General features: G+C 67.1%; 14 protein-coding genes and 2 pseudogenes. 10 read left to right on the top strand and 6 right to left on the bottom strand.

All coding sequences use genetic code 11. The annotated features are described in order from the left end of the window. Positions 1-305: 305 nt before the first annotated feature. The 6 genes and pseudogenes from hrpA to fadD2 form a co-directional block, all read right to left on the bottom strand. Positions 306-4,415, bottom strand: a complete 4,110-nt coding sequence (hrpA, locus tag B2X67_RS17435; protein WP_286786264.1) for an ATP-dependent RNA helicase HrpA — start codon at positions 4,413-4,415, stop codon at positions 306-308. Positions 4,416-4,535: 120 nt separating this feature from the next. Further along, positions 4,536-5,315 (bottom strand): SGNH/GDSL hydrolase family protein, encoded by a 780-nt coding sequence (locus B2X67_RS17430; RefSeq protein WP_286786263.1) that lies wholly within the window; start codon positions 5,313-5,315, stop codon positions 4,536-4,538. A gap of 237 nt (positions 5,316-5,552) precedes the next feature. Next, a pseudogene (locus B2X67_RS20925) lies at positions 5,553-6,149 on the bottom strand (methyl-accepting chemotaxis protein); the annotation flags it as partial. 261 nt (positions 6,150-6,410) lie between these two features. Beyond that, positions 6,411-7,235, bottom strand: a pseudogene (locus B2X67_RS20920) (cache domain-containing protein); the annotation flags it as partial. Between the two features lie 185 nt (positions 7,236-7,420). Then, complete coding sequence (gene fadD1, locus B2X67_RS17420; protein ID WP_286786261.1) at positions 7,421-9,109, bottom strand: long-chain-fatty-acid--CoA ligase FadD1; 1,689 nt, start codon at positions 9,107-9,109, stop codon at positions 7,421-7,423. Between the two features lie 227 nt (positions 9,110-9,336). Next, positions 9,337-11,025: a long-chain-fatty-acid--CoA ligase FadD2 gene (fadD2, locus tag B2X67_RS17415; RefSeq protein ID WP_286786260.1), complete on the bottom strand. Its 1,689-nt coding sequence runs from the start codon at positions 11,023-11,025 to the stop codon at positions 9,337-9,339. Between the two features lie 225 nt (positions 11,026-11,250). Here fadD2 and B2X67_RS17410 point away from each other — a divergent pair, with 225 nt between their 5' ends. The 10 genes from B2X67_RS17410 (at position 11,251) to codA (ending at position 22,428) form a co-directional block, all read left to right on the top strand. Beyond that, positions 11,251-12,192 (top strand): alpha/beta hydrolase, encoded by a 942-nt coding sequence (locus tag B2X67_RS17410; RefSeq protein WP_286786259.1) that lies wholly within the window; start codon positions 11,251-11,253, stop codon positions 12,190-12,192. Then, positions 12,189-12,659 (top strand): MaoC family dehydratase, encoded by a 471-nt coding sequence (locus B2X67_RS17405; RefSeq protein WP_273232839.1) that lies wholly within the window; start codon positions 12,189-12,191, stop codon positions 12,657-12,659. The genes B2X67_RS17410 and B2X67_RS17405 overlap by 4 nt, the downstream gene beginning before the upstream one ends. Positions 12,660-12,930: 271 nt before the next feature. Then, positions 12,931-14,205, top strand: a complete 1,275-nt coding sequence (gene codB, locus B2X67_RS17400; RefSeq protein WP_273232840.1) for a cytosine permease — start codon at positions 12,931-12,933, stop codon at positions 14,203-14,205. A gap of 29 nt (positions 14,206-14,234) precedes the next feature. Further along, complete coding sequence (locus tag B2X67_RS17395; protein WP_286786258.1) at positions 14,235-15,296, top strand: isopenicillin N synthase family dioxygenase; 1,062 nt, start codon at positions 14,235-14,237, stop codon at positions 15,294-15,296. Continuing rightward, the gene (locus B2X67_RS17390; RefSeq protein WP_286786257.1) at positions 15,293-16,405 is read left to right on the top strand and encodes a BMP family ABC transporter substrate-binding protein; all 1,113 of its coding nucleotides are present in this window, start codon (positions 15,293-15,295) and stop codon (positions 16,403-16,405) included. The genes B2X67_RS17395 and B2X67_RS17390 overlap by 4 nt, the downstream gene beginning before the upstream one ends. Positions 16,406-16,410: 5 nt before the next feature. Further along, on the top strand, positions 16,411-17,931 hold the full coding sequence (locus B2X67_RS17385; protein WP_286786277.1) for an ABC transporter ATP-binding protein: 1,521 nt from the start codon (positions 16,411-16,413) through the stop codon (positions 17,929-17,931). 15 nt (positions 17,932-17,946) lie between these two features. Beyond that, on the top strand, positions 17,947-19,020 hold the full coding sequence (locus tag B2X67_RS17380) for an ABC transporter permease (protein ID WP_273232845.1): 1,074 nt from the start codon (positions 17,947-17,949) through the stop codon (positions 19,018-19,020). Then, positions 19,020-19,949, top strand: a complete 930-nt coding sequence (locus B2X67_RS17375; protein ID WP_286786256.1) for an ABC transporter permease — start codon at positions 19,020-19,022, stop codon at positions 19,947-19,949. The genes B2X67_RS17380 and B2X67_RS17375 overlap by 1 nt, the downstream gene beginning before the upstream one ends. Continuing rightward, positions 19,949-21,190: a PucR family transcriptional regulator gene (locus tag B2X67_RS17370; RefSeq protein WP_286786255.1), complete on the top strand. Its 1,242-nt coding sequence runs from the start codon at positions 19,949-19,951 to the stop codon at positions 21,188-21,190. The genes B2X67_RS17375 and B2X67_RS17370 overlap by 1 nt, the downstream gene beginning before the upstream one ends. After that, a complete protein-coding gene (codA, locus tag B2X67_RS17365) occupies positions 21,187-22,428 on the top strand; it encodes a cytosine deaminase (protein ID WP_286786254.1) in 1,242 nt (413 codons plus the stop codon). The genes B2X67_RS17370 and codA overlap by 4 nt, the downstream gene beginning before the upstream one ends. Positions 22,429-22,669: the final 241 nt, after the last annotated feature.

Raw genomic sequence — 22,669 nt, 5'->3', positions numbered from 1 at the left:
GGACGCCGGAAAACGCCGCGCAGTTTTCCGCCCGACTCGACTTCGAGAACGCCGTAGTTTTTTTTCCACCCGATTCATCGACAGGCAGCGCGGGGTGAAGGCTGGCTGGGCGCGCGACGGGTTCTGGTCAATGGAAACCTTCCTGCGAACCCGCTTCTGGCCGAATTCAGCAAATAGCGTCGAAACCGCGAAGCGTTTCCCACCGGCAGGATCGAAGCCCGAAGTGACTGGTGGGCCAGATACTCGCGTGGCCGGAAAAGCCGGTGGACAAACAAGGCGTTGTCCACCCTACGAAAGCGACGCCCTCAGCCTTCCACCGCCGCCCACTGTTTGTTCAGGCGCTTGTCCGACACAGCTACCCGCGTGCCCAGTTGCTGGGCGAACAGGGAGACGCGGTATTCCTCCAGCATCCAGCGGTAGAGCTGCAATTCGGGATCGCGTTTGCCTTCCTGGGCGTGTTTGGCCAGGCGGGTCTGGTATTGGTCCCAGTAGCCGGCCAGTTCGCCGGACCACACGCGGTCGCGTTGCAGCTGGGCGCCGATCTTCTCGAAGCGCTGCTCCACGGCCTTCAGGTAGCGCGGGTATTCGCGCAGCCATTCGGCCGGGGTTTCGCGGACGAAGCCGGGGTAGATGAGCCGGCCGAGCTGCGCCTTGATGTCGTTCAGCGCCACCGCCTGGGCCAGGTCGATCTTGCCCTTGAAGCGCTTCTGCAGGCCGTGCCAGAGCTTGAGGATATCCAGTACGAGCTTGGCCAGGCGCTCGGCATGTTCGGTCCAGGCGCCGCGCTTCTTCTCGGCCAGCGCGGCCAGGGCGGCGCCGTCGCGCGGGAGCGTGGCTTCGCCGTCGAGCACGCAGCTGTCGAGGCTGGCGAGCAGGATGTCCTCGACCAGCGCATCGACGCGGCCCATTTCGCGGTAGAGCAGGCCGAGGTCGGTCAGCCCTGGCAGCTTGTTGCGCAGGAACTTGGCAGGTTCGGCGAGTTGCTGAAGCAGCAGCCGTTGCAGCGCACGGCGGTGCTGGTACTCGGCTTCGGCCTGGGTCGGGAAGCGGCCTTCCTTGACCGTGCCGCCCTCCTCCACCAGCGCCGGGTAGACGGTCATCGACAGCCCGGCGACCTTCTGCTGGGTCTTCTCCGCGACTTCGGCGAACGCCTTGGCCTCCACCGGGCCCTGCTGTTTCTGCGTCTGCGGGATCGCCAGGGCAGCCTGGCTGGCTTCGGCGAAACGCGCGGTGAGTTCGGCCAGGTCGCGGCCTTCGCCGAGGAACTTACCGCGCGCATCGACCACTTCGATGTTCATCTTCAGGTGGCCTTCGAGCTGCGCCGCGGCTTCCGCCCAGGCGTCCTCGCTCACCCGCGCACCGGTCATGCGTTGCAGCTCGCGGCCGAGGGACTCGGGCAGCGAGCCTTCGGCGAAGACGACCTTGGCCAGCGCCGCCTTGACGAAGTCCGGCACCGGCACGAAGTTCTTGCGGATCGCCTTGGGCAGGTTACGCACCAGCGCCACCGCCTTGGTTTCCAGCAGGCCGGGGACCAGCCAGTCGAGGCGCTCGCTGCGCAGTTGCGGCAGCAGCGGCGCCGGCACGCGCAGGGTCACGCCGTCGCGCGGGTGATTGGGCTCGAAGTGGTACTCCAGCGACAATTCCAGCTCGCCGATGTGCAGGCTGTCCGGGTACTGCGCGGCGGTGACCTCGCTGGCCTCGCGGGCGAGCACGTCTTCCTCGCGCATGATCAGCAACCCGGCGTTCTTCGCGCTCTCGCGCTTGTACCAGTTCTCGAAACTGGCGGCCTGGTAGATGTCCTGCGGGATACGGGCGTCGTAGTAGCCGAACAGGGTTTCCTCGTCGGCGAGGATGTCGCGGCGACGCGCCTTGGCTTCGAGTTCGTCGAGGCGTTCGAGCAGCTCGCGGTTGGCCGACAGGCAGCGCGCGCGGCTGTTGATCTCGCCGCGCACCAGACCCTCGCGGATGAACAGCTCGCGCGCCACCGGCGGGTCGATGGGGCCGTAATGCACCGGCCGGCGACCGACCACGATCAGGCCGTAGAGGGTGACCTGCTCGTAGGCCACCACCTGGCCGCGCTTCTTCTCCCAGTGCGGCTCGAAGTGGTTGGTCTTGATCAGGTGCGCGGCCAGTGGCTCGATCCAGTCCGGCTCGATCTTCGCCACCATGCGCGCGAACAGCTTGGTGGTTTCCACCAGTTCGGCGGCCATGATCCAGTTCGGCTTCTTGCGCCCGATCACGCTGGAAGGGTGCACCCAGAAGCGTCGCTGGCGCGCGCCGAGGTAGTCGCCGTCCTCGGTCTTCTGGCCGATCTGGCTGAGCAGGCCGGAAAGGATCGCCTTGTGCACGGCGGCGTAGCTGCGCGCGCGCTGCGCAGCCTCGCTGGCTTCGGCCTGCTGGCGGGCGACGACGTTGACCCTGGTGTCGGTGGTCGGCGTTGGCGCGGCGCTGCCGGAGGCCGCATGGGTGTCGCTTCGCTCGATCCGTCCTGCGGGCGGGGCGGATTGCGGCACGTTTTTCGTAGGATGGCGTTGAGCGGAGCGATACCCATCGGGTGACAGCTGCAGCTCGCGGCAGATCAGCGTCAGTTGGCGATGGGCGTCGCGCCACTCGCGCAGGCGCAGGTAGTTGAGGAAGTTCTTGCGGCACCAGGTGCGCAGCGGGTTGGCGCCCAGCTCCTGGCGCTTTTCCTCGAAGCCGCGCCACAGGTTGATCAGCGCGGCGAAGTCGGAGTCCACGTCCTTCCACTGCGCGTGCGCCTGGTCGGCGGCCTGCTGGCGGTCGGCAGGACGCTCGCGCACGTCCTGCACGGAAAGCGCGCTGGCGACGATCAGCACCTCGTCGAGGCTGCCCTGCTGCGCGGCCTCCAGCAGCATGCGGCCCAGCCGCGGGTCCACCGGCAGGCGCGCGAGCTGGCGACCGAGCGGGGTCAGCTGGTTCTCGCGGTTGACCGCGGAAAGCTCCTGCAACAGGTTGAAACCGTCGCTGATGGCCTTGCCGTCCGGCGGCTCGATGAAGGGGAAATCCTCTATCTGGCCGAGGCGCAGATGGAGCATCTGCAGGATCACCGCGGCGAGGTTGGTGCGCAGGATCTCCGGATCGGTGAACGCCGGCCGGGCGAGGAAATCCTCCTCGCTGTACAGGCGCACGCAGATGCCCGGTTCGACCCGTCCGCAGCGGCCCTTGCGCTGGTTGGCGCTGGCCTGCGAGACCGCCTCGATGGGCAGGCGCTGGACCTTGGCGCGGTAGCTGTAGCGGCTGATGCGCGCAGTGCCGGAGTCGATCACGTAGCGGATGCCGGGCACCGTGAGCGAGGTTTCCGCGACGTTGGTGGCGAGCACGATCTTGCGCCCGACCGCCGGCTTGAAGATCTTCTGCTGCTCGGCGGGCGTCAGCCGCGCGTACAGCGGCAGCACCTCGGTGAGGCGCAGGTTGGCCTTGCGCAGCATCTCGGCGGCATCACGGATTTCCCGCTCGCCGGGGAGGAACACCAGCACGTCGCCGGGGCGCTTGCCGACGCTCTTCTCGTGCGCGGCGATCTCGTCCAGCGCGGCGAGGATGCCCTGGTCCACCGAGAGGTCTTCCTCGACGCGGTTGCCGTCCTCGTCGTTCTCGGCGGCGAGCGGCCGGTACCAGGTTTCCACCGGATAGGTGCGCCCGGACACTTCGACGATCGGCGCGCCCGGGAGGCCGGCCCCGCTGAAGTGTTGACTGAAGCGCTCGAGGTCGATGGTCGCCGAGGTGATGATCACCTTCAGGTCCGGGCGCCGCGGCAGCAGGATCTTCAGGTAGCCGAGGAGGAAGTCGATGTTCAGCGAACGCTCGTGGGCCTCGTCGACGATGATCGTGTCGTAGCGTTCCAGGTAGCGGTCGTGCTGGGTTTCGGCGAGCAGGATGCCGTCGGTCATCAACTTGATCAGCGTGCTGTCGGTGCTCTGGTCCTCGAAGCGCACCTGGTAGCCAACCAGTTCGCCGAGCGGCGTGCCGACCTCCTCGGCGACCCGCGTGGCGACGCTGCGCGCGGCCAGGCGACGCGGCTGGGTGTGACCGATCAGGCCGTGCACGCCCCGCCCGATCTCCAGGCAGATCTTCGGCAACTGGGTGGTCTTGCCCGAGCCGGTTTCGCCGGCGATCACCAGCACCTGGTGTTTCTCCAGCGCCGCCTTGATCTCGTCGCGCTTGGCGGCGATCGGCAACTGGTCGTCGTAGCGCATCGCCGGCACGCTGGCGCGGCGGGCCTCGACCTTGGCCACCGAAGCCTGGAAACGCTCGATCCACTGCGCCAGCCTGGCGTCGTCCCCCCCGCCGTTCTTGCGCAGCTCGTGCAACTGCCGGCGCAGCCGGTGACGGTCGGCGATCAGGGTCTGGTCGAGGTTTTTCAGCAGGGCATCGGCGGTGGCGTTCGAATCGGTCATCAGGCGCTTGGCTGGCATCTACGGCGGAGGGCGGATTGTCGCAGATTTCCGCACCCCGCAACGAACACGGGACCGGCGCGTCGATCCCGTGTGTGCCTGCTGCCCGGACGGGCGTGCGACTCAGCGCGTCGCCTGTACCGTCGCGCCGCCGAGCCCGGCGGGCACCGTGCGCAGGGCGACGTCCACCGATTGCAGCGCGGTCCAGGCGTCCTGCTGCAGCTCGGCGGCGGTGGCGTGTTCGAAACGGCTGCTCTGCGCGGCCTGCGGCGCCGGCGGCGGGTTGCCGTAGATCAGCGAGTAGAACACCGAGGCGGCGAGGTAGGAGCCGGTGTAGGTCGGATGGCTACCGTCGGCGATGAACAGCGTCGGCTGCGGCTGGCTGGCCAGGGCGACTTTCCAGGCATCGCCGACCGGCGCCAGCAGGCCGTGGTTCTCCTTCGCCACCTGGGTGTAGACGGCGTCCAGCGTGGACTGCATCGAGGGGTCGTTCTGCCGCGCCCAGGTCAGGTAGAAGATCGGCTGGGCGCCGGCCTGGCGCGCGGCCTGGGCGACCAGGCCGGCGTACTTGCGGGTGGATTCGGCGTCCTGCAGCGGCATCAGGCTGAAATCCTGGATCACCACGTAATCCCAGTGCTGGCTGGCGAGCACCTTCTGCACGTCGCCGCGGGCCCAGTGCTGCTTCAGGCTGGAACCGGCGACGGTGACGTCCTTAACCTCCAGCGCGCGCGGCTGCTTGGCCTCCACCGACATCTGCCGGACCATCAGCGGCAGCTGGTTGTAGAAGGTGTAGCTGTTGCCGACGAAGAGCACCTGCAGCGGCTCCCCGGCCTGGGCCTGGCTGAAAACGGCGGTGACGAAAAGAAAGGACGTCAGGAAGAACTGTCGCAGCTGAGTTCGCATAAAGATCACTCGGTGAACGTGAAGAGAACGGGCGTGGAGATTCTGGCGCGCCCGTGTGACAGCACGCTTATATGCGATATCTGTGCAAAAAACGCTCAATTCCAAGCGTTCGGCGACGAGAGGTAGAAGCGCTCCGGCGACGGCGGAACGCTCAGGGATAGGCAAGCGAAGCGGCGTGAACGGCGGAGCTTCAGGCCCGGAGCAGGTGGCGCCCCGCGTTGCGCGGGGCGCCGGGACTCATACGCGGAACTGTTGCACCAGCGCCTGCAACCGACCGCTGAGCGCGTTCAACTCGGCGGCGGTGCGCGCGCCCTGGGCCGCGTCCGAGGCGACGCTGTCGACCGCCGAAGCGATCTGGTGAACGCTGCGGTTGATCTCCTCGGCCACCGCTGTCTGCTCTTCCGCGGCGGAGGCGATCTGCGCGTTCATCAGGTTGATGGTGCCGACCAGCGTGGTGATGGCCTCCAGCGAAAGCCCGGTCTGGTTGGCCTGGCTGCTGGTGGCCTGGCCCTTCTCGCCGCTGCGCTGCATGGCGGTCAGCGACTGGGCGGTGGCGCTCTGCAAGCGGTTGATCATCGCCTGGATCTCGCCGGTGCTCTGCTGGGTGCGGCTGGCCAGCGCGCGCACCTCGTCGGCGACCACGGCGAACCCGCGCCCGGCCTCGCCCGCGCGGGCGGCTTCGATGGCCGCGTTGAGCGCCAGCAGGTTGGTCTGGTCGGCGATCGAGCGGATCACTTCGAGCACCCCGACGATGCCCTGCACGTCGCCATGCAGACCGTCGATCACGGCGCCGCTGGCGTGCACGTCCTCCACCAGGCTGTGGATCTGCACGATGCTCTGCTCCACCACCTCGCGCGCCTTACGTCCCTGCTCGTCGGTTTCCTGCGCCGCTTCCGAGGCGCGCTGCGCGCTGCTGGCGACTTCCTGGGCAGCCGCGGACATTTCGTTGATCGCCGTGGCGACCTGATCGGTCTCCTGGCGCTGGCGATCCATCGCCTGTTCCGAGCGATGCGCCTGACTGGCCACGGCCTCCACCAGCATCGACAGCTCGGAGGACGTATTGCTGACCTGGCGCACCAGCGCCTGGATCTTCTCGACGAAGCGATTGAAGGCGCTGGCCAGCTCGCCCAGCTCGTCGGCGCCGGTCACCGGCAGCCGCTGGGTGAGATCGCCATCGCCGCGGGCCACCTCGTCGAGACTCGCCTTGATCCGCAGCAGCGGCCGCAGCAGCGTGCCGGAGAGGTACATCGCGACGGCGCCGATCACCAGCAGCAGGCCCACGGCGCTGCCGATCATCAGCCACGTCAGTTGGTCGATGCGTTTGCCGAAGTGCGCGCGAATGGTCTGAACTTCCCGCTCGATACCGTCCAGGTTGATCGAGGTGCCGAACACCATGTGCCACTTCGGCAGGTACTCGGAATAGCCGATCTTCGGCACCAGGGTGGTGCCATCGCCGAGCACGAAGCTGTAGTCGACGTAATGGCTGCCGTCACGCCCGGCTCGCACCAGCTCGCGGATCGCGTAGACGCCCTGCGGATCGCGGTAGTCCTGGAAGCTCTGCCCGATCTTGTCGCCGGTGCTGCCCTGGAACAGCCGCACGGCGCTCTCGTCATACCCCCAGTAGTAGCCGTCCTTGCCATAGCCGAGGTTCTGCAGCAGCTCGACGGCGCGCGCCCGGGCTTCCAGGTCGCCCTCCGCGGAGGCCTCGTACAGCGGCGCGATCGCCTTGCGCGCGACCTGTACGTAATGCTCGATCTCAATACGCCGGGCCTCGATCAGGCTGCTGCGGGCCTCGGCCTCCTGCTGCGCGGCGACGCCCTGAAGCACCCAGACCGACAACCCCCCGAGCGTCAGGGAAAGCAGAAAGCAGGGCACCAGGACCAGCAGCAACACTTTGGGGCGCAATCTCAGGCTGAGCATGAAGCATTTCCTTATAGAGCGTAACGGACGCCGGGCGGCGTCGCCACCGAGGCGGCAATTCTGACAAAAAGCGCGCAGCAACGGGACGACGAGCGAAATACCTGCGCCAGACTGCCGCAGGTCCGGACGCCGCGCAGCAACGAAAAAGCCCCGCATAAGCGGGGCTTCTCCGAACGGCGGTACGCTTACTTCTTGCCGAGCTTCTTCAGCTCTTCGTCACGCAGCTCGCGGCGCAGGATCTTGCCGACGTTGGTGGCCGGCAGCGCGTCGCGGAATTCCACGGACTTCGGTCGCTTGTAGCCGGTGACGTTGTCGTGCATGTGCTGCATGACCTGGTCCTTGGTCAGGCTCTCGCCCGGCTTGACCACCACGAAGACCTTGATCGCCTCGCCGGATTTCTCGTCCGGGATACCGATGGCGGCGCACTGCAGCACGCCCGGCAGGGTGGCGAGCACGTCTTCCAGTTCGTTCGGATACACGTTGAAACCGGAGACGATGATCATGTCCTTCTTGCGGTCGACGATGCGCAGGTAACCGTCTTCCTGGATCACCGCGATGTCGCCGGTCTTCAGCCAGCCATCGGCGTCGAGCACCTCGGCGGTGGCTTCCTCGCGCTGCCAGTAACCCTTCATCACCTGCGGGCCCTTGATGCACAGCTCGCCGATGGAGCCGATCGGCAGGTCGTTGCCTGCGTCGTCGATGACCTTGCACAGGGTCGAGGGCACCGGGATGCCGATGGTGCCGACCTGGATGTGCTGGAACGGGTTGACCGTGGCGACCGGGCTGGTCTCGGTCATGCCGTAGCCTTCGCAGATGCCGCAGCCGGTGACCTCTTTCCAGCGCTCGGCGGTAGCCAGTTGCAGCGCCATGCCGCCGGAGAAGGTCGCCTTCAGCGCGCTGAAATCGAGGCGGCGGAAGTCTTCGCTGTTGCACAGCGCGACGAACAGGGTGTTCAGGCCGACGAAGCCGGTGAACCTCCATTTGCCGAGTTCCTTCACCGTGCCGGGCAGGTCGCGCGGATTGGTGACGAGGATGTTGTGCCCGCCGATCAGCATCATCGCCATGCAGTGAAAGGTGAAGGCGTAGATGTGGTACAGCGGCAGCGGCGCGATGAGGATCTCGCAGCCCTCGTTGAGGTTGGCGCCCATCAGCACCTTGCACTGCAGCATGTTGGCGATGATGTTGCGGTGCGTGAGCATCGCGCCCTTGGCCACGCCGGTGGTGCCGCCGGTGTATTGCAGCACGGCGACGTCGTTGCCCTGCGGAGCGGATTCGCGCAGCGCCTTGCCGCGACCCTTGGCGAGGGCATCGTTGAACTTCACCGCCTGCGGCAGGTTGAACGCCGGCACCATCTTCTTCACGTACTTGACGACGCTGTTGACCAGCAGGCGCTTGAGCGGCGGCAGCAGGTCGCCGACCTCGGTGACGATGACGTGGCGCACGCCGGTCTTGGGCAGCACGTCTTCGGCGAGGTGGGCCATGTTGGCCAGGCAAACCAGCGCCTTGGCGCCGGAATCGTTGAACTGGTGCTCCATCTCCCGCGCGGTGTACAGCGGGTTGGTGTTGACCACCACCAGGCCGGCACGCATCGCGCCGAACACGACGACCGGGTACTGCAGCACGTTGGGCATCTGCACGGCGATGCGGTCACCGGGTTGCAGGTCGGTATGGTTCTGCAGGTAGGCGGCGAAGATGCCGGAGAGTTCGTACAGCTCGCCGTAGCTGATCGTCTTGCCGAGGTTGCTGAAGGCGGGCTTGTCGGCGAAGCGTTGGCAGGACTCTTTCAATACCGCCTGGATGTTCGGGTATTGGTCGGCATTGATGTCAGCAGGGATGCCCGCCGGGTACTTGTCCTTCCAGAAGTTTTCGATCATGGAAGCCCACTCCTAAGCAACAGCTGGTCTCATCGCCTTTGAGGCGATTGGTTATTGTGTCTGCGCATCCTGCCCTCGCACGGGGAGGGCAAAAAATCGCGCCGAGCGTAGCAGCTTTGCCAGGAGCCCACCAGCACCAACATCTGCCTAGCCAGTAACGAAAATGACCGGATACAAGTATCCGGTCATATTTTTCAGCCTTGCCTGAAATGCCCTTTCCAGACGCCTCAGGCGATGTCGCGCAGCTCGCGGCGGAGGATCTTGCCCACCGGCGTCATCGGCAATGCGTCCCTGAGGACGATGTGCTTGGGCACCTTGTAGCCGGTGAAGTTGGCCTTGCAGTAGTCCTTGAGTTCCTCGACGCTGACCCCGCCCTCGCGCGGCACGACGAACAGCTTCACCGCCTCGCCGGAACGCTCGTCCTCGACGCCGATGGCGGCGCAGCTGGCGACGCCCGGATGCGCCATCACCACTTCCTCGATCTCGTTGGGGTAGACGTTGAAGCCGGAGACGATGATCAGGTCCTTCTTGCGGTCGACGATGCGCGTGTAGCCATCCGGGTCGATCACGGCGATGTCGCCGGTCTTCAGCCAGCCCTCGGCGTCCAGCACCTCGGCGGTGGCCTCCTCGCGCTGCCAGTAGCCCTTCATCACCTGCGGGCCCTTGATGCACAGTTCGCCGCGCTCGCCCAGCGGCAGCTCGTTGCCGTCGTCGTCGATCACCTTGAAGGCGGTGCCGACCACCGGGATGCCCACGGTGCCCAGGCGCGCCTTGTCGCCGTAGGGGTTGGTGCTGGCCACCGGCGAGGTTTCGGTGAGGCCGTAGCCTTCCACCACCGTGCAGCCGGTCATCTGTTTCCAGCGGTCGGCGGTGGCCTTGACCAGCGCGGTGCCGCCGGAATTGGTCAGCTTGAGATTGGAGAAGTCCAGGGTCTTGAAGTCGGGATGGTCCATCAGCGCGACGAACAGGGTGTTCAGCCCGAGCAGCGCGGAGAAGCGCCACTTCTTCAGCTCCTTGATGAAGCCGCCGATGTCGCGCGGGTTGGTGATCAGCACGTTGTGGTTGCCGTTGAGCATCATGCACATGCAGTTCGCGGTGAACGCATAGATGTGGTACAGCGGCAGCGGCGCGATCATCACCTCCTCGCCCACCTTCATCAGCGGCTTGCCGTCCGGGCCGAGCTGCTGCATGCAGGCGTCCACCTGCAGCATGTTGGCCACCAGGTTGCCGTGGGTGAGCATGGCGCCCTTGGCCACCCCGGTGGTGCCGCCGGTGTACTGCAGCACGGCGATGTCCTCGAGGCCGACGTTCACCGGCCTCAGCCCGTGTCCCTGCCCCTTGCGCAGCGCTTCCTTGAACGGTACCGCCTGCGGCAGGTGATAGTCCGGGACCATCTTCTTGACCTTCTTCACCACCGTGTTGACCAGCAGCCCCTTGAGGCTCGGCAGCATGTCGCCCATGCGCGCCTCGATCAGGTAGTCGATCTGCGTATCGGGCAGCACCTCCTCGACCAGCTTGCCGAACATGTTCAGGTAGACCAGCGCGCGCACGCCGGCGTCCTTGAACTGGTGGCGCATCTCGCGGGCGGTGTACAGCGGGTTGGTGTTGACCACCACCAGCCCGGCACGCAGGGCGCCGAACACGGCGATCGGGTACTGCAGCACGTTGGGCATCTGCACGGCGATGCGGTCGCCGGGCTGCAGGTCGGTGTGCTTCTGCAGGTAGCAGGCGAAGGCGGCGGCCTGGCGATTGAGCTCGGCGTAGCTGAGGGTGACGCCGAGGTTGCTGAACGCCGGACGGTCGGCGAACCGCTTGCACGAGCGCTCGAACACTTCGATGACGGACGAGTAAGCCGTCTGATCGATCGAAGCGGGCACTCCGGCCGGACGTTTGTCGCTCCAGAAATCAGGCTGCATTGTTATTGTCTCCTTGGTCCTGAACGTGGCGCGCCCGCTCGTGCGGGCCTTTCCGGACGTTAGCAGGTGGGCCGGACGGCGCAAATCGCCATAGACCGCGTGAATCTTGCCGGCTTTGCCGCAGGCTGCTACCGCGCCGGCTGGCTATGCTCAAGCGGTCACCGGTGGCTTGCGCTGCCGGTCGTCCCGTGCAAAATGCCGCCACCACAGGGTTCGAGAACCACCATGCGCCACGATGCCTTCTGGCTCACCACCAGCGATGCCGCGCCCGTCCACGTCCAGCGCTGGTTCGCCGAACAACCGCCGAAAGCCGTGCTGATGCTGGCCCACGGCATGGCCGAACACGCCGGCCGCTATGCCCGTTTCGGTGCCGCGCTGGTCGCCGCCGGCTTCGAGCTGTATGCCCACGACCAGCGTGGCCACGGCCAGACGGCGCAGCGCGGCATCCTCGGCGACTACGCGGTGAAGGATGGCTGGCAACGGGTGATCGACGACCTCGCCGCGCTCAACCACCACATTCGCCAGCAGCACCCGCGCACGCCGATCTTCCTGCTCGGCCACAGCATGGGCAGCTACATCGCCCAGGCCTACCTGATGCAGCACAGCTGCGCGGTGAGCGGCGCGATCCTTTCCGGCTCCAACTACCAGCCGGTCTCGCTGTATCGCGCGGCGCGCCAGGTGGCGCGTTTCGAGCAATGGCGCCAGGGCCCGACCGGGCGCAGCGCGCTGATCGACTTCCTGTCCTTCGGCTCCTTCAACAAGGCCTTCAGGCCGAACCGCACCGCCTTTGACTGGCTAAGCCGCGACCCGGCGGAAGTGGACGCCTACATCGCCGACCCGCTGTGCGGCTTCCGCTGCACCAACCGCCTGTGGATGGACCTCCTCGGCGGGCTGCAGGAGATCACCCCGCTGGAAAAGCTGGCGCAGATCGACGCGCGCCTGCCGTTGCTGGTGATCGGCGGCGAGTGCGATCCGGTCAGCGACGGCGAGCGCCTGGAGGACCTCGCAGAAGCGATGCAGCGCGCCGGCCTGCGCAAGGTGCAACTGAAACTCTACCCGGACGCCCGTCACGAGCTGCTCAACGAGACCAATCGCGACGAGATGACCGCCTTCCTCATCGACTGGCTGCAACAGGCCCTCGACTCATCCGCCAAGGACACGCCATGACCCAGCTCCGCAACTTCCCCTACGACAGCCTCGAAGTCGGCCAGACCGCACGCTACGAACGGACCGTCGAAGAACGCGACATCCAGCTGTTCGCCGCGGTCTCCGGCGACCGCAACCCGGTGCACCTCGACGCCGCCTACGCGGCCGGCACGCAGTTCAAGGAGCGCATCGCCCACGGCATGTTCAGCGGCGCGCTGATCAGCGCGGCCATCGCCTGCGAGCTGCCGGGACCGGGCACCATCTACCTGGGCCAGAGCCTGAAATTCACCCGCCCGGTGAAGCTCGGCGACGCCCTGACCGTGGAGCTGGAAATTCTCGAAAAGCTGCCGAAGAACCGCGTGCGCATCGCCACCCGGGTGATCAACCAGGATGGCAAGAAGGTGGTGGACGGCGAAGCCGAGGTGATGGCGCCGACCGAGGCGCTGGACATCGCCCTGGCCGAACTGCCGCCGATCAGCATCGGTTGAAACCCGCCGCCGACCACCTCGCGACCGCGCGAGGCGGTCGGCCCCAACTGGTGCAAGGCGGCTTTCGCACGCACCAGCCCGGCCCACGACATGGCCATATCGCACAAGCATTCGTACCGGATAACGGAATAAATCGCCGTTTCTTTGTGCAAATCGCACAACCCGACCCGTCACCCTGAACAACACCCCGCTTTTTCGCCTCCCCGCCCGGAACTGGCACAGCCTTCGCAATCGCCGAGGCCACACCCAATCACGGCAGGAGGACACGGACATGGCTCAGGCACCGGACAGCGGCAACGACTACCCCCTCAGCGAGGTCCCGGCCGGCGCGCGCAAGGGCCTGTTTTCCACCTCGATCATGCTGTTCGGCTTCACCTTCTTCACCGCCACCATGTTCGCCGGCGGCAAGATCGGCATGGCCTTCGACTTCAAGACACTGATCTGGGCGGCGATCATCGGCAACCTGCTGCTCGGCGCCTACGCCGCCGTGCTCGGCCTGATCGCCTGCCGCAGCGGGCTGAACTCGGTGCTGATGGGGCGTTTCTGCTTCGGCGAGGTGGGCAGCAAGCTGTCCGACATGCTGCTCGGTTTCACCCAGGTCGGCTGGTACGCCTGGGGCACCGCGACCATGGCCCTGGCGCTGGTGAAGATCCTCGGCCTGCCGGAAGGCTGGACCATCCCGCTGATGGTGCTGTTCGGCTTCGGCTTCTGCATCACCGCCTTCGTCGGCTACAGGGGCCTGGACCTGCTCTCGCGCGTTGCGGTGCCGGCCATGTGCCTGTTCCTGGTCTGGTCGCTGTGGCTGGCCACCGACAAGGTCGGCGGCCTCGGTGCGCTGCTGGCCATCGAGCCGCAGCAAAGCATGAGCATGAACCTGGCGATCACCATGATCTTCGGCACCTTCGTCAGCGGGGCCACCCAGGCCACCAACTGGACGCGCTTCGCCCGCAACGGCCGGGTGGCGATGCTCTCCAGCATGGTCGGGTTCTTCTTCGGCAACGGCCTGATGATCGTCACCGGCGCCTACGGCGCCATCGTCTACCAGCAACCCGACGTGGTCGAAGTGCTGGTCCTGCAGGGCCTGTCGATCGTCGCGGTGGTGATGCTCTTCCTCAACCTGTGGACCACCCAGGACAACACCATCTACAACTTCGCCGCCGCCGGCTGCAACCTGCTGCGCAGCGAGCGACGCAAGCTGATCACCGTGGTCGGCGCCGGCATCGGCACCCTGCTGGCGATCGGCGGCATGTACGAGATGCTGATCCCGTTCCTGATCCTGCTCGGCTCGATCATCCCGCCAATCGGCGGCGTGATCATGGCCGACTACTTCTACGGGCATAAGCAGCGCTACCCGCGCCTGGCGGACGTGCGCCTGCCGAAGTTCAACGCCGTCGGCCTCGCCGCCTACTTCATCGGTGCCTTCTGCGCCTACGTCTCGCCCTGGGTGGCGCCCATCGTCGGCATCCTGGTCGGCGCGCTGGCGTATGTCGTGCTGTTCCAGTTGCGCCAGTTGGCCACCCGCAGCGCCGGCACCAGCCGCGCCTGAACTACGCCATTCACTTCAGGGACGCCACCATGCAAACCGTAAGAACCGGCAACGGACCCCGCAGCTTCAGCGCCTCGGGCCTTGAAGCGCGCCAGTTGCCCTTCTCCGAAATCCCCGTGATCGATTTCTCCGCCATGTACGGCGGCGACCCGGAAGCCCGGCAACGGGTCGGCGAGGAGGTGCGCAGGGCGTGCACCGAGGTCGGTTTCTTCTACGCCCGCGGGCACGGCGTGCCGGACGAGGTGATCGATGCCACCTTCAGCGCCGCCCACCGCTTCTTCGACCTGCCGCTGGAGGTGAAGAAGGCGGTGGACATCGACCGCTCGCCGAACATGCGCGGCTACACGCCGATGCTCGGCGAGAACACCAACGAGGAAGGTCAGGGCGACATGCACGAGGGGTTCGACCTGGCCCTGGAAGTGCCCGCCGACGACCCCGACGTGCAGGCCGGCGTGTTCGGCTACGGCCCCAACCAGTGGCCCGAGCAACTGCCCGGTTTCAAGCCCGCGCTGCTCGCCTACCACGCCGCCATGCTGGATTTCGGCAGGCGCATCTTCGCCGCCTTCGCCCTGGCCCTGGAGCTCGAAGAGGACTTCTTCGAGGCCTACCTGAACAAGCCGATGGCGCACATGCGCGTGCTCTCCTACCCGAGCCAGAGCGGCGCCATCGACGACGCGCAGATCGGCATCGGCGCGCACTCCGACTACGAGTGCTTCACCATCCTGCGCACCGACGAGGTGCCGGCCCTGCAGGTGCTCAACAGCGCCGGCGAGTGGATCCAGGCGTTGCCGATTCTCGGCTGTTTCATCGTCAACGTCGGCGACCTGATGGCGCGCTGGACCAACGGCTACTTCGCCTCGACGCTGCATCGCGCGATCAACTCCTCGGGGCGCCAGCGCTACTCGATCCCCTTCTTCTTCGGCCCCGACTCGCAGAGCCTGATCGAGGTGCTGCCGAGTTGCCAGAACCCGGACTGGCCGCCGCAGTACCCGCCGATCACCGCCGGCGACTACATCCGCTCGCGCTTCGACCACACCTACTTCCACCGCCAGAAAGACGAAAGCCAATCTCCTGAAGGGAATACCCCATGAAAACTCGCCGTCACGCGTCCCTGCACCTCGCCTGTATCGGCCTGCTGGCCTCCACCGCCCTGCTCGCCCTGGCACCCGCGCAGGCGGCGGAAGCCTTCAAGCTGGCCGGCAAGCCGAAGATCGCCTTCATCTATGCCGCCACCGTCAAGGACGGCGGCTGGAACGAATCCATCGACAACGGCCGTCAGCAGGTGGCCAGCGAACTCGGCTACCCGATCGCCGTGGCGGAGAGCATTCCCGAGGAATCCACCGCGCTGAAGAACGCCATCGACCTCTACGTGCAGCGCGGCTTCAACATCATCGTCACCACCTCCTTCGGCTACTCCGACGGCGTGCTGGAAGCGGCCAGGAAGTACCCGCAGGTGGCCTTCCTCGCCGCCTCCGGCACCACCAACGCGGCCAACCTGGAAAGCTTCTACCCGCGCACCTACGAGGCCTGGTACCTGGCGGGCATCGCCGCCGCCTCGGTCAGCCCGAACAAGACCCTGGGCATGCTCGGCGGCTTCCCGGTGGCGCCGGTGAACTGGGACATCAACGGTTTCGCTCTCGGCGCGCAGTCGGTCGACCCGACGATCAAGACCATCGCCCTCTACACCAACTCCTGGTGGGACCCGGCCAAGGAAAGCCAGGCGGCCAAGTCGATCCTCGAGCAGAACGCCGACGTGATCGCCAACAACCTGTCCTCGGCCGGCCCCTTCACCGCCGCGGAAAAGGCCGGCAAGGCCTCGGTCGGCTTCCAGCTGGACATGAGCAAGATGGCACCCAAGGGTCACCTGACCTCGGTGGTCTTCCACTGGGACAAGTACCTGGTGCCGACCATCCGCAAGATCGTCGACGGCAGTTGGGAGCCGAACGAATACGGCGCCTTCCCCGGCCTCGCCGAAGGCGTGGTGGACATCACCCCGCTGAGCGACAAGGTGCCCGCCGAGGCCCGCGCGAAGATCGAGGCGGTGCGCGCGCAGATCATCGCCGGCAGCTTCTCGCCGTTCAGCGGCCCGCTGTTCAAGCAGAACGGCGAGGAGGCGGTGGCCGCCGGCGCGACGCTGGACGACGCGGCGATCTGGAACATGGATTACCTGGTCAAGGGCACCGTCGGGAGCGTCAAGTGACAGCCATGCCGGCGGCCTCGGCCCCGGTATTCCTGGAGCTGCGCGGGCTGAGCAAGCGCTTCGGCGAGCGACTGGTGCTCGAAGGCGTCGGCCTGCACCTGGAGCGCGGCGAAGTGCATGCGCTGCTGGGCGAGAACGGCGCCGGCAAGTCGACCCTGATGAACATCCTCACCGGCGTCTACCTCGCCGACGATGGCGAGATCCGCCTGCAGGGCGAACGCCTGGCGATCCGTCGTCCGGCGGACGCCAGCGCGGCGGGCATCGGCATGGTGCACCAGCATTTCCGCCTGGTGGAGCGCTTCAGCGTGGTGGAGAACCTGCTGCTCGCCGCTGGCGGGCGAAAGGGCCTGCGCAGCGCCGCCGAAGCCAGCGCCGCGCTGCTGCGCACCGCCGAGCAGATCGGCCTGCGCATCGACCCGCAGGCGCAGGTCGCCGATCTCTCGGTAGCCGAGCGCCAGCGTGCCGAGATCTGCAAGGTGCTGGCCCTCGGCGCGCGCATCCTGATCCTCGACGAACCCACCGCGGTGCTCACCGACCGTGAGGCCGGAGACATGCTCTCGGCGATCCGGCGCATGGCCGATACCGGCCTGAGCATCGTGCTGATCACCCACAAGTTGCGCGAAGTGATCGGCCACAGCCACCGCCTGACGGTGATGCGCCAGGGCCGCACGGTGGCCGCCAACCTGCCGACCACCAGCCTTTCCATGGAAGAAATCGCCCGGCTGATGGTCGGCGAGCAGAAGGCCGGCCCGGAGCGCGCGCCGTCCACGCTGATCAGCAACGGCGCCGACCTGCTGATCGCCCACCAGCTGTGCGTCAGCCGCGCCGACGGCGGCGTCGGTATCGACGGCGTCAGCCTGCGCGTGCGCGCCGGCGAAGTGCTTGGCGTAGCCGGCGTCGGCGGCAACGGCCAGCAGCAACTCGCCGACGCCCTGCTCGGCAGCCTGCCGATCGAGGCCGGCAACCTGTCCCTGGACGGCGCCGAGGTGACCCACGCGTCCATCGCCCGTCGCCGCGACCTCGGCCTGCGCATCATTCCCTCCGACCGCATGGCCAGCGGCCTGATCGGCGAACTCTCGGTGGCCGACAACCTGGCGCTGACCCGCGTGCGCTGCGGCCATTACCGAAGCGGCTGGCTGAACCGCGCACGCATGCGCGCCGACGCCCTGGCCGCCATCGCCCGCCAGGCCATCGCCGGCGCGACCCCGGAGTTGCGCACCAGTCTGCTCTCCGGCGGCAACGCGCAGAAGGTACTGCTGGCCCGCGAACTGGACAGCGGCGTGCGCCTGCTGGTCGCCCATTCGCCGACCCGCGGTCTCGACGTCAAGGCCTGCGCGGTGGTCCACCAGGCGATCCGCGAGGTGGCCGCCAGCGGCGCCGCCTGCCTGCTGATCAGCGAAGACCTGGAGGAAATACTCGCGCTCTCCGACCGCATCGCGGTGATGAGCGCCGGCCGCATCACCGGCGAGTGCCCGGGCGGGTCGAGCGCCGAAGAGGTGGGCCGGCTGATGCTCGGGCATGTCTGACATGAGAATGAAACGATGATCGCGCTGCCCTACACCTTCGCCCTGCAACGCCGCCTGACGCTGTCCGGCCGTCGCGGCGTCGGCACCTTCGTCGGCGGCCTGGCTGCCGGCATCCTGCTCGGCCTGGCGCTGCTGGTCTGGGCCGGCGTACCGACCGAGTCGCTGCTCGACGACCTCTTCGTGCAGGTCTTCATCAGCCCGCAGGGGCTGGCGCAGACGCTGACCCTGACGGTGCCGCTGATTCTCGTCGGGCTGTCCTCGGCGGTCGCCATGCGGGTGAAGTTCTGGAACATCGGCATCGAGGGCCAGATCTGGCTCGGCGCCATCGGCGCCACGGCCGTCTCCCTCTACGGCGTCGGCCCCGAGGCACTGCGGCTGCCGCTGATGCTGCTCGCCTCCGCGCTGTTCGGCGCCGCCTGGATTGCCCTGCCGCTGCTGTTGCGCCTGCGCCTGCAGGTCAGCGAACTGGTGGTCACCCTGCTGCTCTCGAACATCGCCTACCTGCTGCTGCAGCACCTGCTGTTCGGGGCCTGGCGCGATCCTGCCAACAGCTTCCCGATGTCGATGCAAATCGGCGGCGACGAGCGCCTGGCGCTGCTCGGCTTTGGCAACCTGCACAGCGGCATCTTCATCGCCCTTGCCGTGACCCTGCTGGTGGCGATGCTCAGCGAACGCAGCCGGCTCGGCTTCCACGCCGCCGCCATCGGCGCCAACCCGCAGGTGGCGCGCGCCGCCGGCATCCCGGTGGGCCTCACGCTGGCGATCATGGTGCTGCTCTCCGGCGCGCTGTCCGGCCTCGCCGGCGGCCTGATCATCACCGGCAGCGAGTACCGCCTGACACAGAACATCGGCTGGAACATGACCTTCAGCGGCATCGTCATCGCCTTCGTCGCGCGCTTCAAACCGCTGTGGATTCTGCCCACCGCCTTCGCCCTCGCCGGGCTGTACAACGCCGGCAGCACGCTGAAGGTGTTCTACGGTTTGTCCGACGCCGTCGTCGTGCTGCTGCAGGGGCTGATCCTGATGAGCCTGCTGGTCGCGCAGTTCTTCGCCCACTACCGCATCGACATGAAGAAGGAGCCGCGCTGATGGACATCGCCTTCCTCGGCAGCTGGCTCGGCAGCGTACCGACCGCCGCCATCCCGCTGCTTGTCGCCAGCGTCGGCCTGATCCTTTCCGAACGCGCCGGGGTGGTCAGCCTTGGCGTCGAGGGTTACCTGGCGATGGGCGCGATGGCCGCCGCCGCGGTGACCCTGGAGAGCGGCAGCCTGGTTCTCGGCATCGCCGCCGGGGTAGCCGCCGGCGCCCTGCTCGCACTGGGCTTCGGCATCGCCGTGGTGCTGCTGCGCGCCGAGCAGATTCTCGCCGGCCTGGCGACCATGGCCATCGGCCTCGGCGCCGCCGGACTGCTCGGCCGCGACTACGTGCATCGCACCTTCGAAGGCGTGGCCAACGTCGACCTGGGCAGCCTCGCCCAGGTGCCGCTGCTCGGCCAGCTGCTGTTCGCCCAGGACTCGCTGGCCTACCTGGCCATACTGCTCACCCTCGGCTGCTGGTGGCTGATCGCCCGCAGCCACTTCGGCCTGCGCCTGCGCGCGGTCGGCGAGGACCCGGCGACCGCCGATGTCGCCGGCGTCAACGTGCAGCTGCACCAGTTGTTCGCGGTGACCTGCTGCGGCGCCCTCGGTGGCCTCGGCGGCGCCTACCTGTCTGCCGTAGCGAGCAACGTCTGGGTGGAGAACATGGTCGCCGGGCGTGGCTGGATCGCCCTGGCGCTGGTCATCTTCGCCCGCTGGGACCCGCTGCGGGCGATCCTCGGTGCCTTTCTCTTCGGCGCGGTGGAGGCGCTGCTGCCACGCCTGCAGGCCAGCGGCTTCGACGCACCGGTGTACCTGATGGGCATGCTGCCCTACGCGCTGACCATCGTCGTGCTGGTGGCCGCCAGTTGCTCGCGGGCGCGGCGCAACGCCGAACCGGCGGCGCTCGGGCAGTCCTACATCCGCCAGGACCGCCGTTGATGAGCCTGACCGTCGCCGACGCACTCGCCCTCCCCGGGCTGGAAAGCATGCACCTGCGCGCCGGCGCGGCAGGCCTCGACAATCCGGTGCGCTGGCCCTACGTGGCGGAGAACGAAGGCATCGCCGACTGGGTGATGGGCGGCGAGCTGATCTTCGTCACCGGCATCAACCATCCCCGCGACGAGGCCAACCTGCTGCAACTGGTGCGCGAAGCGCAGCAGCGGGTGGTCGCCGGAATGGTCATCCTCACCGGCGAGGAATTCATCCAGCAGATTCCCGAAGCGGTGATCGCCGAAGCCGAGCGCCTCGGCGTGCCGCTGCTCGAGCAGCCCTACCAGTTGAAGATGGTGGTGGTGACCCAGGCCATCGGCACCGCGCTGGTCCAGGAGCAACTGCTCGGGCGCTCGCGCCAGCACGTCCTGGAGCAGTTGCTGGAAGGCGACTACCAATCCCTCGACGTTCTCACCCAGCGCGCCCAGACCCTGCACCTGCCGCTGGCCGTGCCGCGCCAGGTGGCGCTGTTCAAGCTGGAAAACAGCGAGCGACTGTTCGCCGGGGACGACTTGCAGGACGCCGAGCGCAGCCTTCAGGCCAGCCGCCAGCGCCTGCAACGACGTCTTGAACAGGCCCTGAACGACCTCGGCGAGCCACTTGCCCTGGTCTGCCAGGGTGAGCACTGGATCGCCCTGCTGCCCGCCGCCGACGCCCAGCGCGAGCAGCTCAACCGGCAACTGATGACCGGCCTGCTCGACGAACTCAATCAAACCCTGGCGCCGCTGCGGCTGTTTCTCGGCCTCAGCGCCGGCGGCCATGGCCCGTCCGGCTACGCGCTTGCCCTCGGCGAAGCGCGCCAGGCGCTGGTCGCCGCGCAATCCTTCCCGGAGCGCCTGGGGTTATGCTGCTTCAACGAACTCGGCGTGCTCGAACTGCTCGGCGCGATTCGCGACCGCAAGCTGCTCGACCGCTTCGTCGATACCACCCTTGGCGCGTTGATCGGCGACGACTCGCGCTATGAACCGGTGCTGATGCCGACGCTGGAGGCCTGGTTCCACGAGAACGGCAACCTGGCTCTGGCCGCGCAGCGTCTGGCCGTGCACCGCAACACCCTGAGCTACCGGATGCAGCGTATCGAAGCACTCACCGGCCGCTCGTTCGACGACCCGCACCAGCGCCTGAACACCGCCGTCGCTCTGATGATCTGGCGGCTATCGTCTCCCCGAAATCCACGGAGTCCTGCATGAATATCGTCAACGCCCGCCTGCGCGGAAAAGACGGCCTGTACCGCATCGAGCTGAGCGGCGAACGCATCGCCGCGATCCAGGCCCAGGTCGGCAGCAGCGTCGCCAACCCCGGCGACCTCGACGCCGCCGGCAACCTGGTCACGGCGCCCTTCATCGAGCCGCACATCCACCTGGACGCCACCCTCACCGCCGGCGAGCCGGCCTGGAACATGAGCGGCACGCTGTTCGAAGGCATCGAGCGCTGGGCCGAGCGCAAGGCGCTGGTGACCCACGAGGACAGCAAGACGCGGGCGAAGAAGACCATCGACATGCTCGTCGACCACGGCATCCAGCACGTGCGCACCCACGTCGACGTCACCGACCCGACCCTGGCCGCGCTCAAGGCGATGGTCGAGGTGCGCGAGGAAACCCGCCACCTGATCGACCTGCAGATCGTCGCCTTCCCGCAGGAAGGCATCGAGTCCTACGCCAACGGCCGCGCGTTGATGGAAGAGTCGCTGGTGATCGGCGCCGACGTGGTCGGCGGCATCCCGCACTTCGAGAACACCCGCGACCAGGGTGTCAGCTCGATCAAGTTCCTCATGGACCTGGCCGAGCGCAACGGCTGCCTGGTGGACGTGCACTGCGACGAAACCGACGATCCGCAGTCGCGCTTCCTCGAGGTACTGGCCGAGGAAGCCCGCGTGCGCGGCATGGGCGAACGCGTCACCGCCAGCCACACCACGGCAATGGGTTCCTACGACAACGCCTACTGCTCCAAGCTGTTCCGCCTGCTGAAGATGTCCGGGATCAACTTCATCTCCTGCCCGACCGAGAGCATTCATCTGCAAGGCCGTTTCGACATTTATCCAAAGCGCCGCGGCCTGACGCGGGTGGCGGAAATCGACCGCGCCGGGATGAACGTCTGCTTCGCCCAGGACTCCATCGTCGACCCGTGGTATCCCCTGGGCAATGGCAACATCATGCGCATCCTCGAAGCCGGCCTGCACATCTGCCACATGCTCGGTTACGACGACCTGCAGCGCGGCCTCGACCTGATCACCGACAACAGTGCGCGCACCCTGAACCTGGGCGAGCGCTACGGCCTGGATGCCGGCCGCCCGGCCAACCTGTTGATTCTTTCCGCACCCAGCGACTACGAAATGCTCCGCAGCCAGGGCCACGCGCTGGTCTCGATCCGTCACGGCAAGGTGCTGATGCAACGCACCCCGGCGAAAATCGAGCGCATGGCGGGCTGAGGGAACACGGGGAGGCACGACTCAGGGACCGATCACGGGTCGGTTCGCTGACAAGGCGGGAATGCGTGGGCGGAATGCACGTCGAGCCACTCGATCGGGCCGAACGGAAAACGGCGGAAGGCGGAAGGCGGAAGGCGGAAGGCGGTAAGGATGACGGGCTCGGCGCTCGCAAAATCGACAACGGCTATGCCCAAACCACTTTTCTGCAGGCAAAAAAACGGGCGACCGAAGTCGCCCCAAG

The organism is Pseudomonas sp. UBA3153 (genome assembly GCF_002364635.1).
Lineage (GTDB): Bacteria > Pseudomonadota > Gammaproteobacteria > Pseudomonadales > Pseudomonadaceae > Pseudomonas_O > Pseudomonas_O kuykendallii.
The sequence above is the reverse complement of the archived record's forward strand: the minus strand, read 5'-3'. Positions and strand labels throughout refer to the sequence as shown.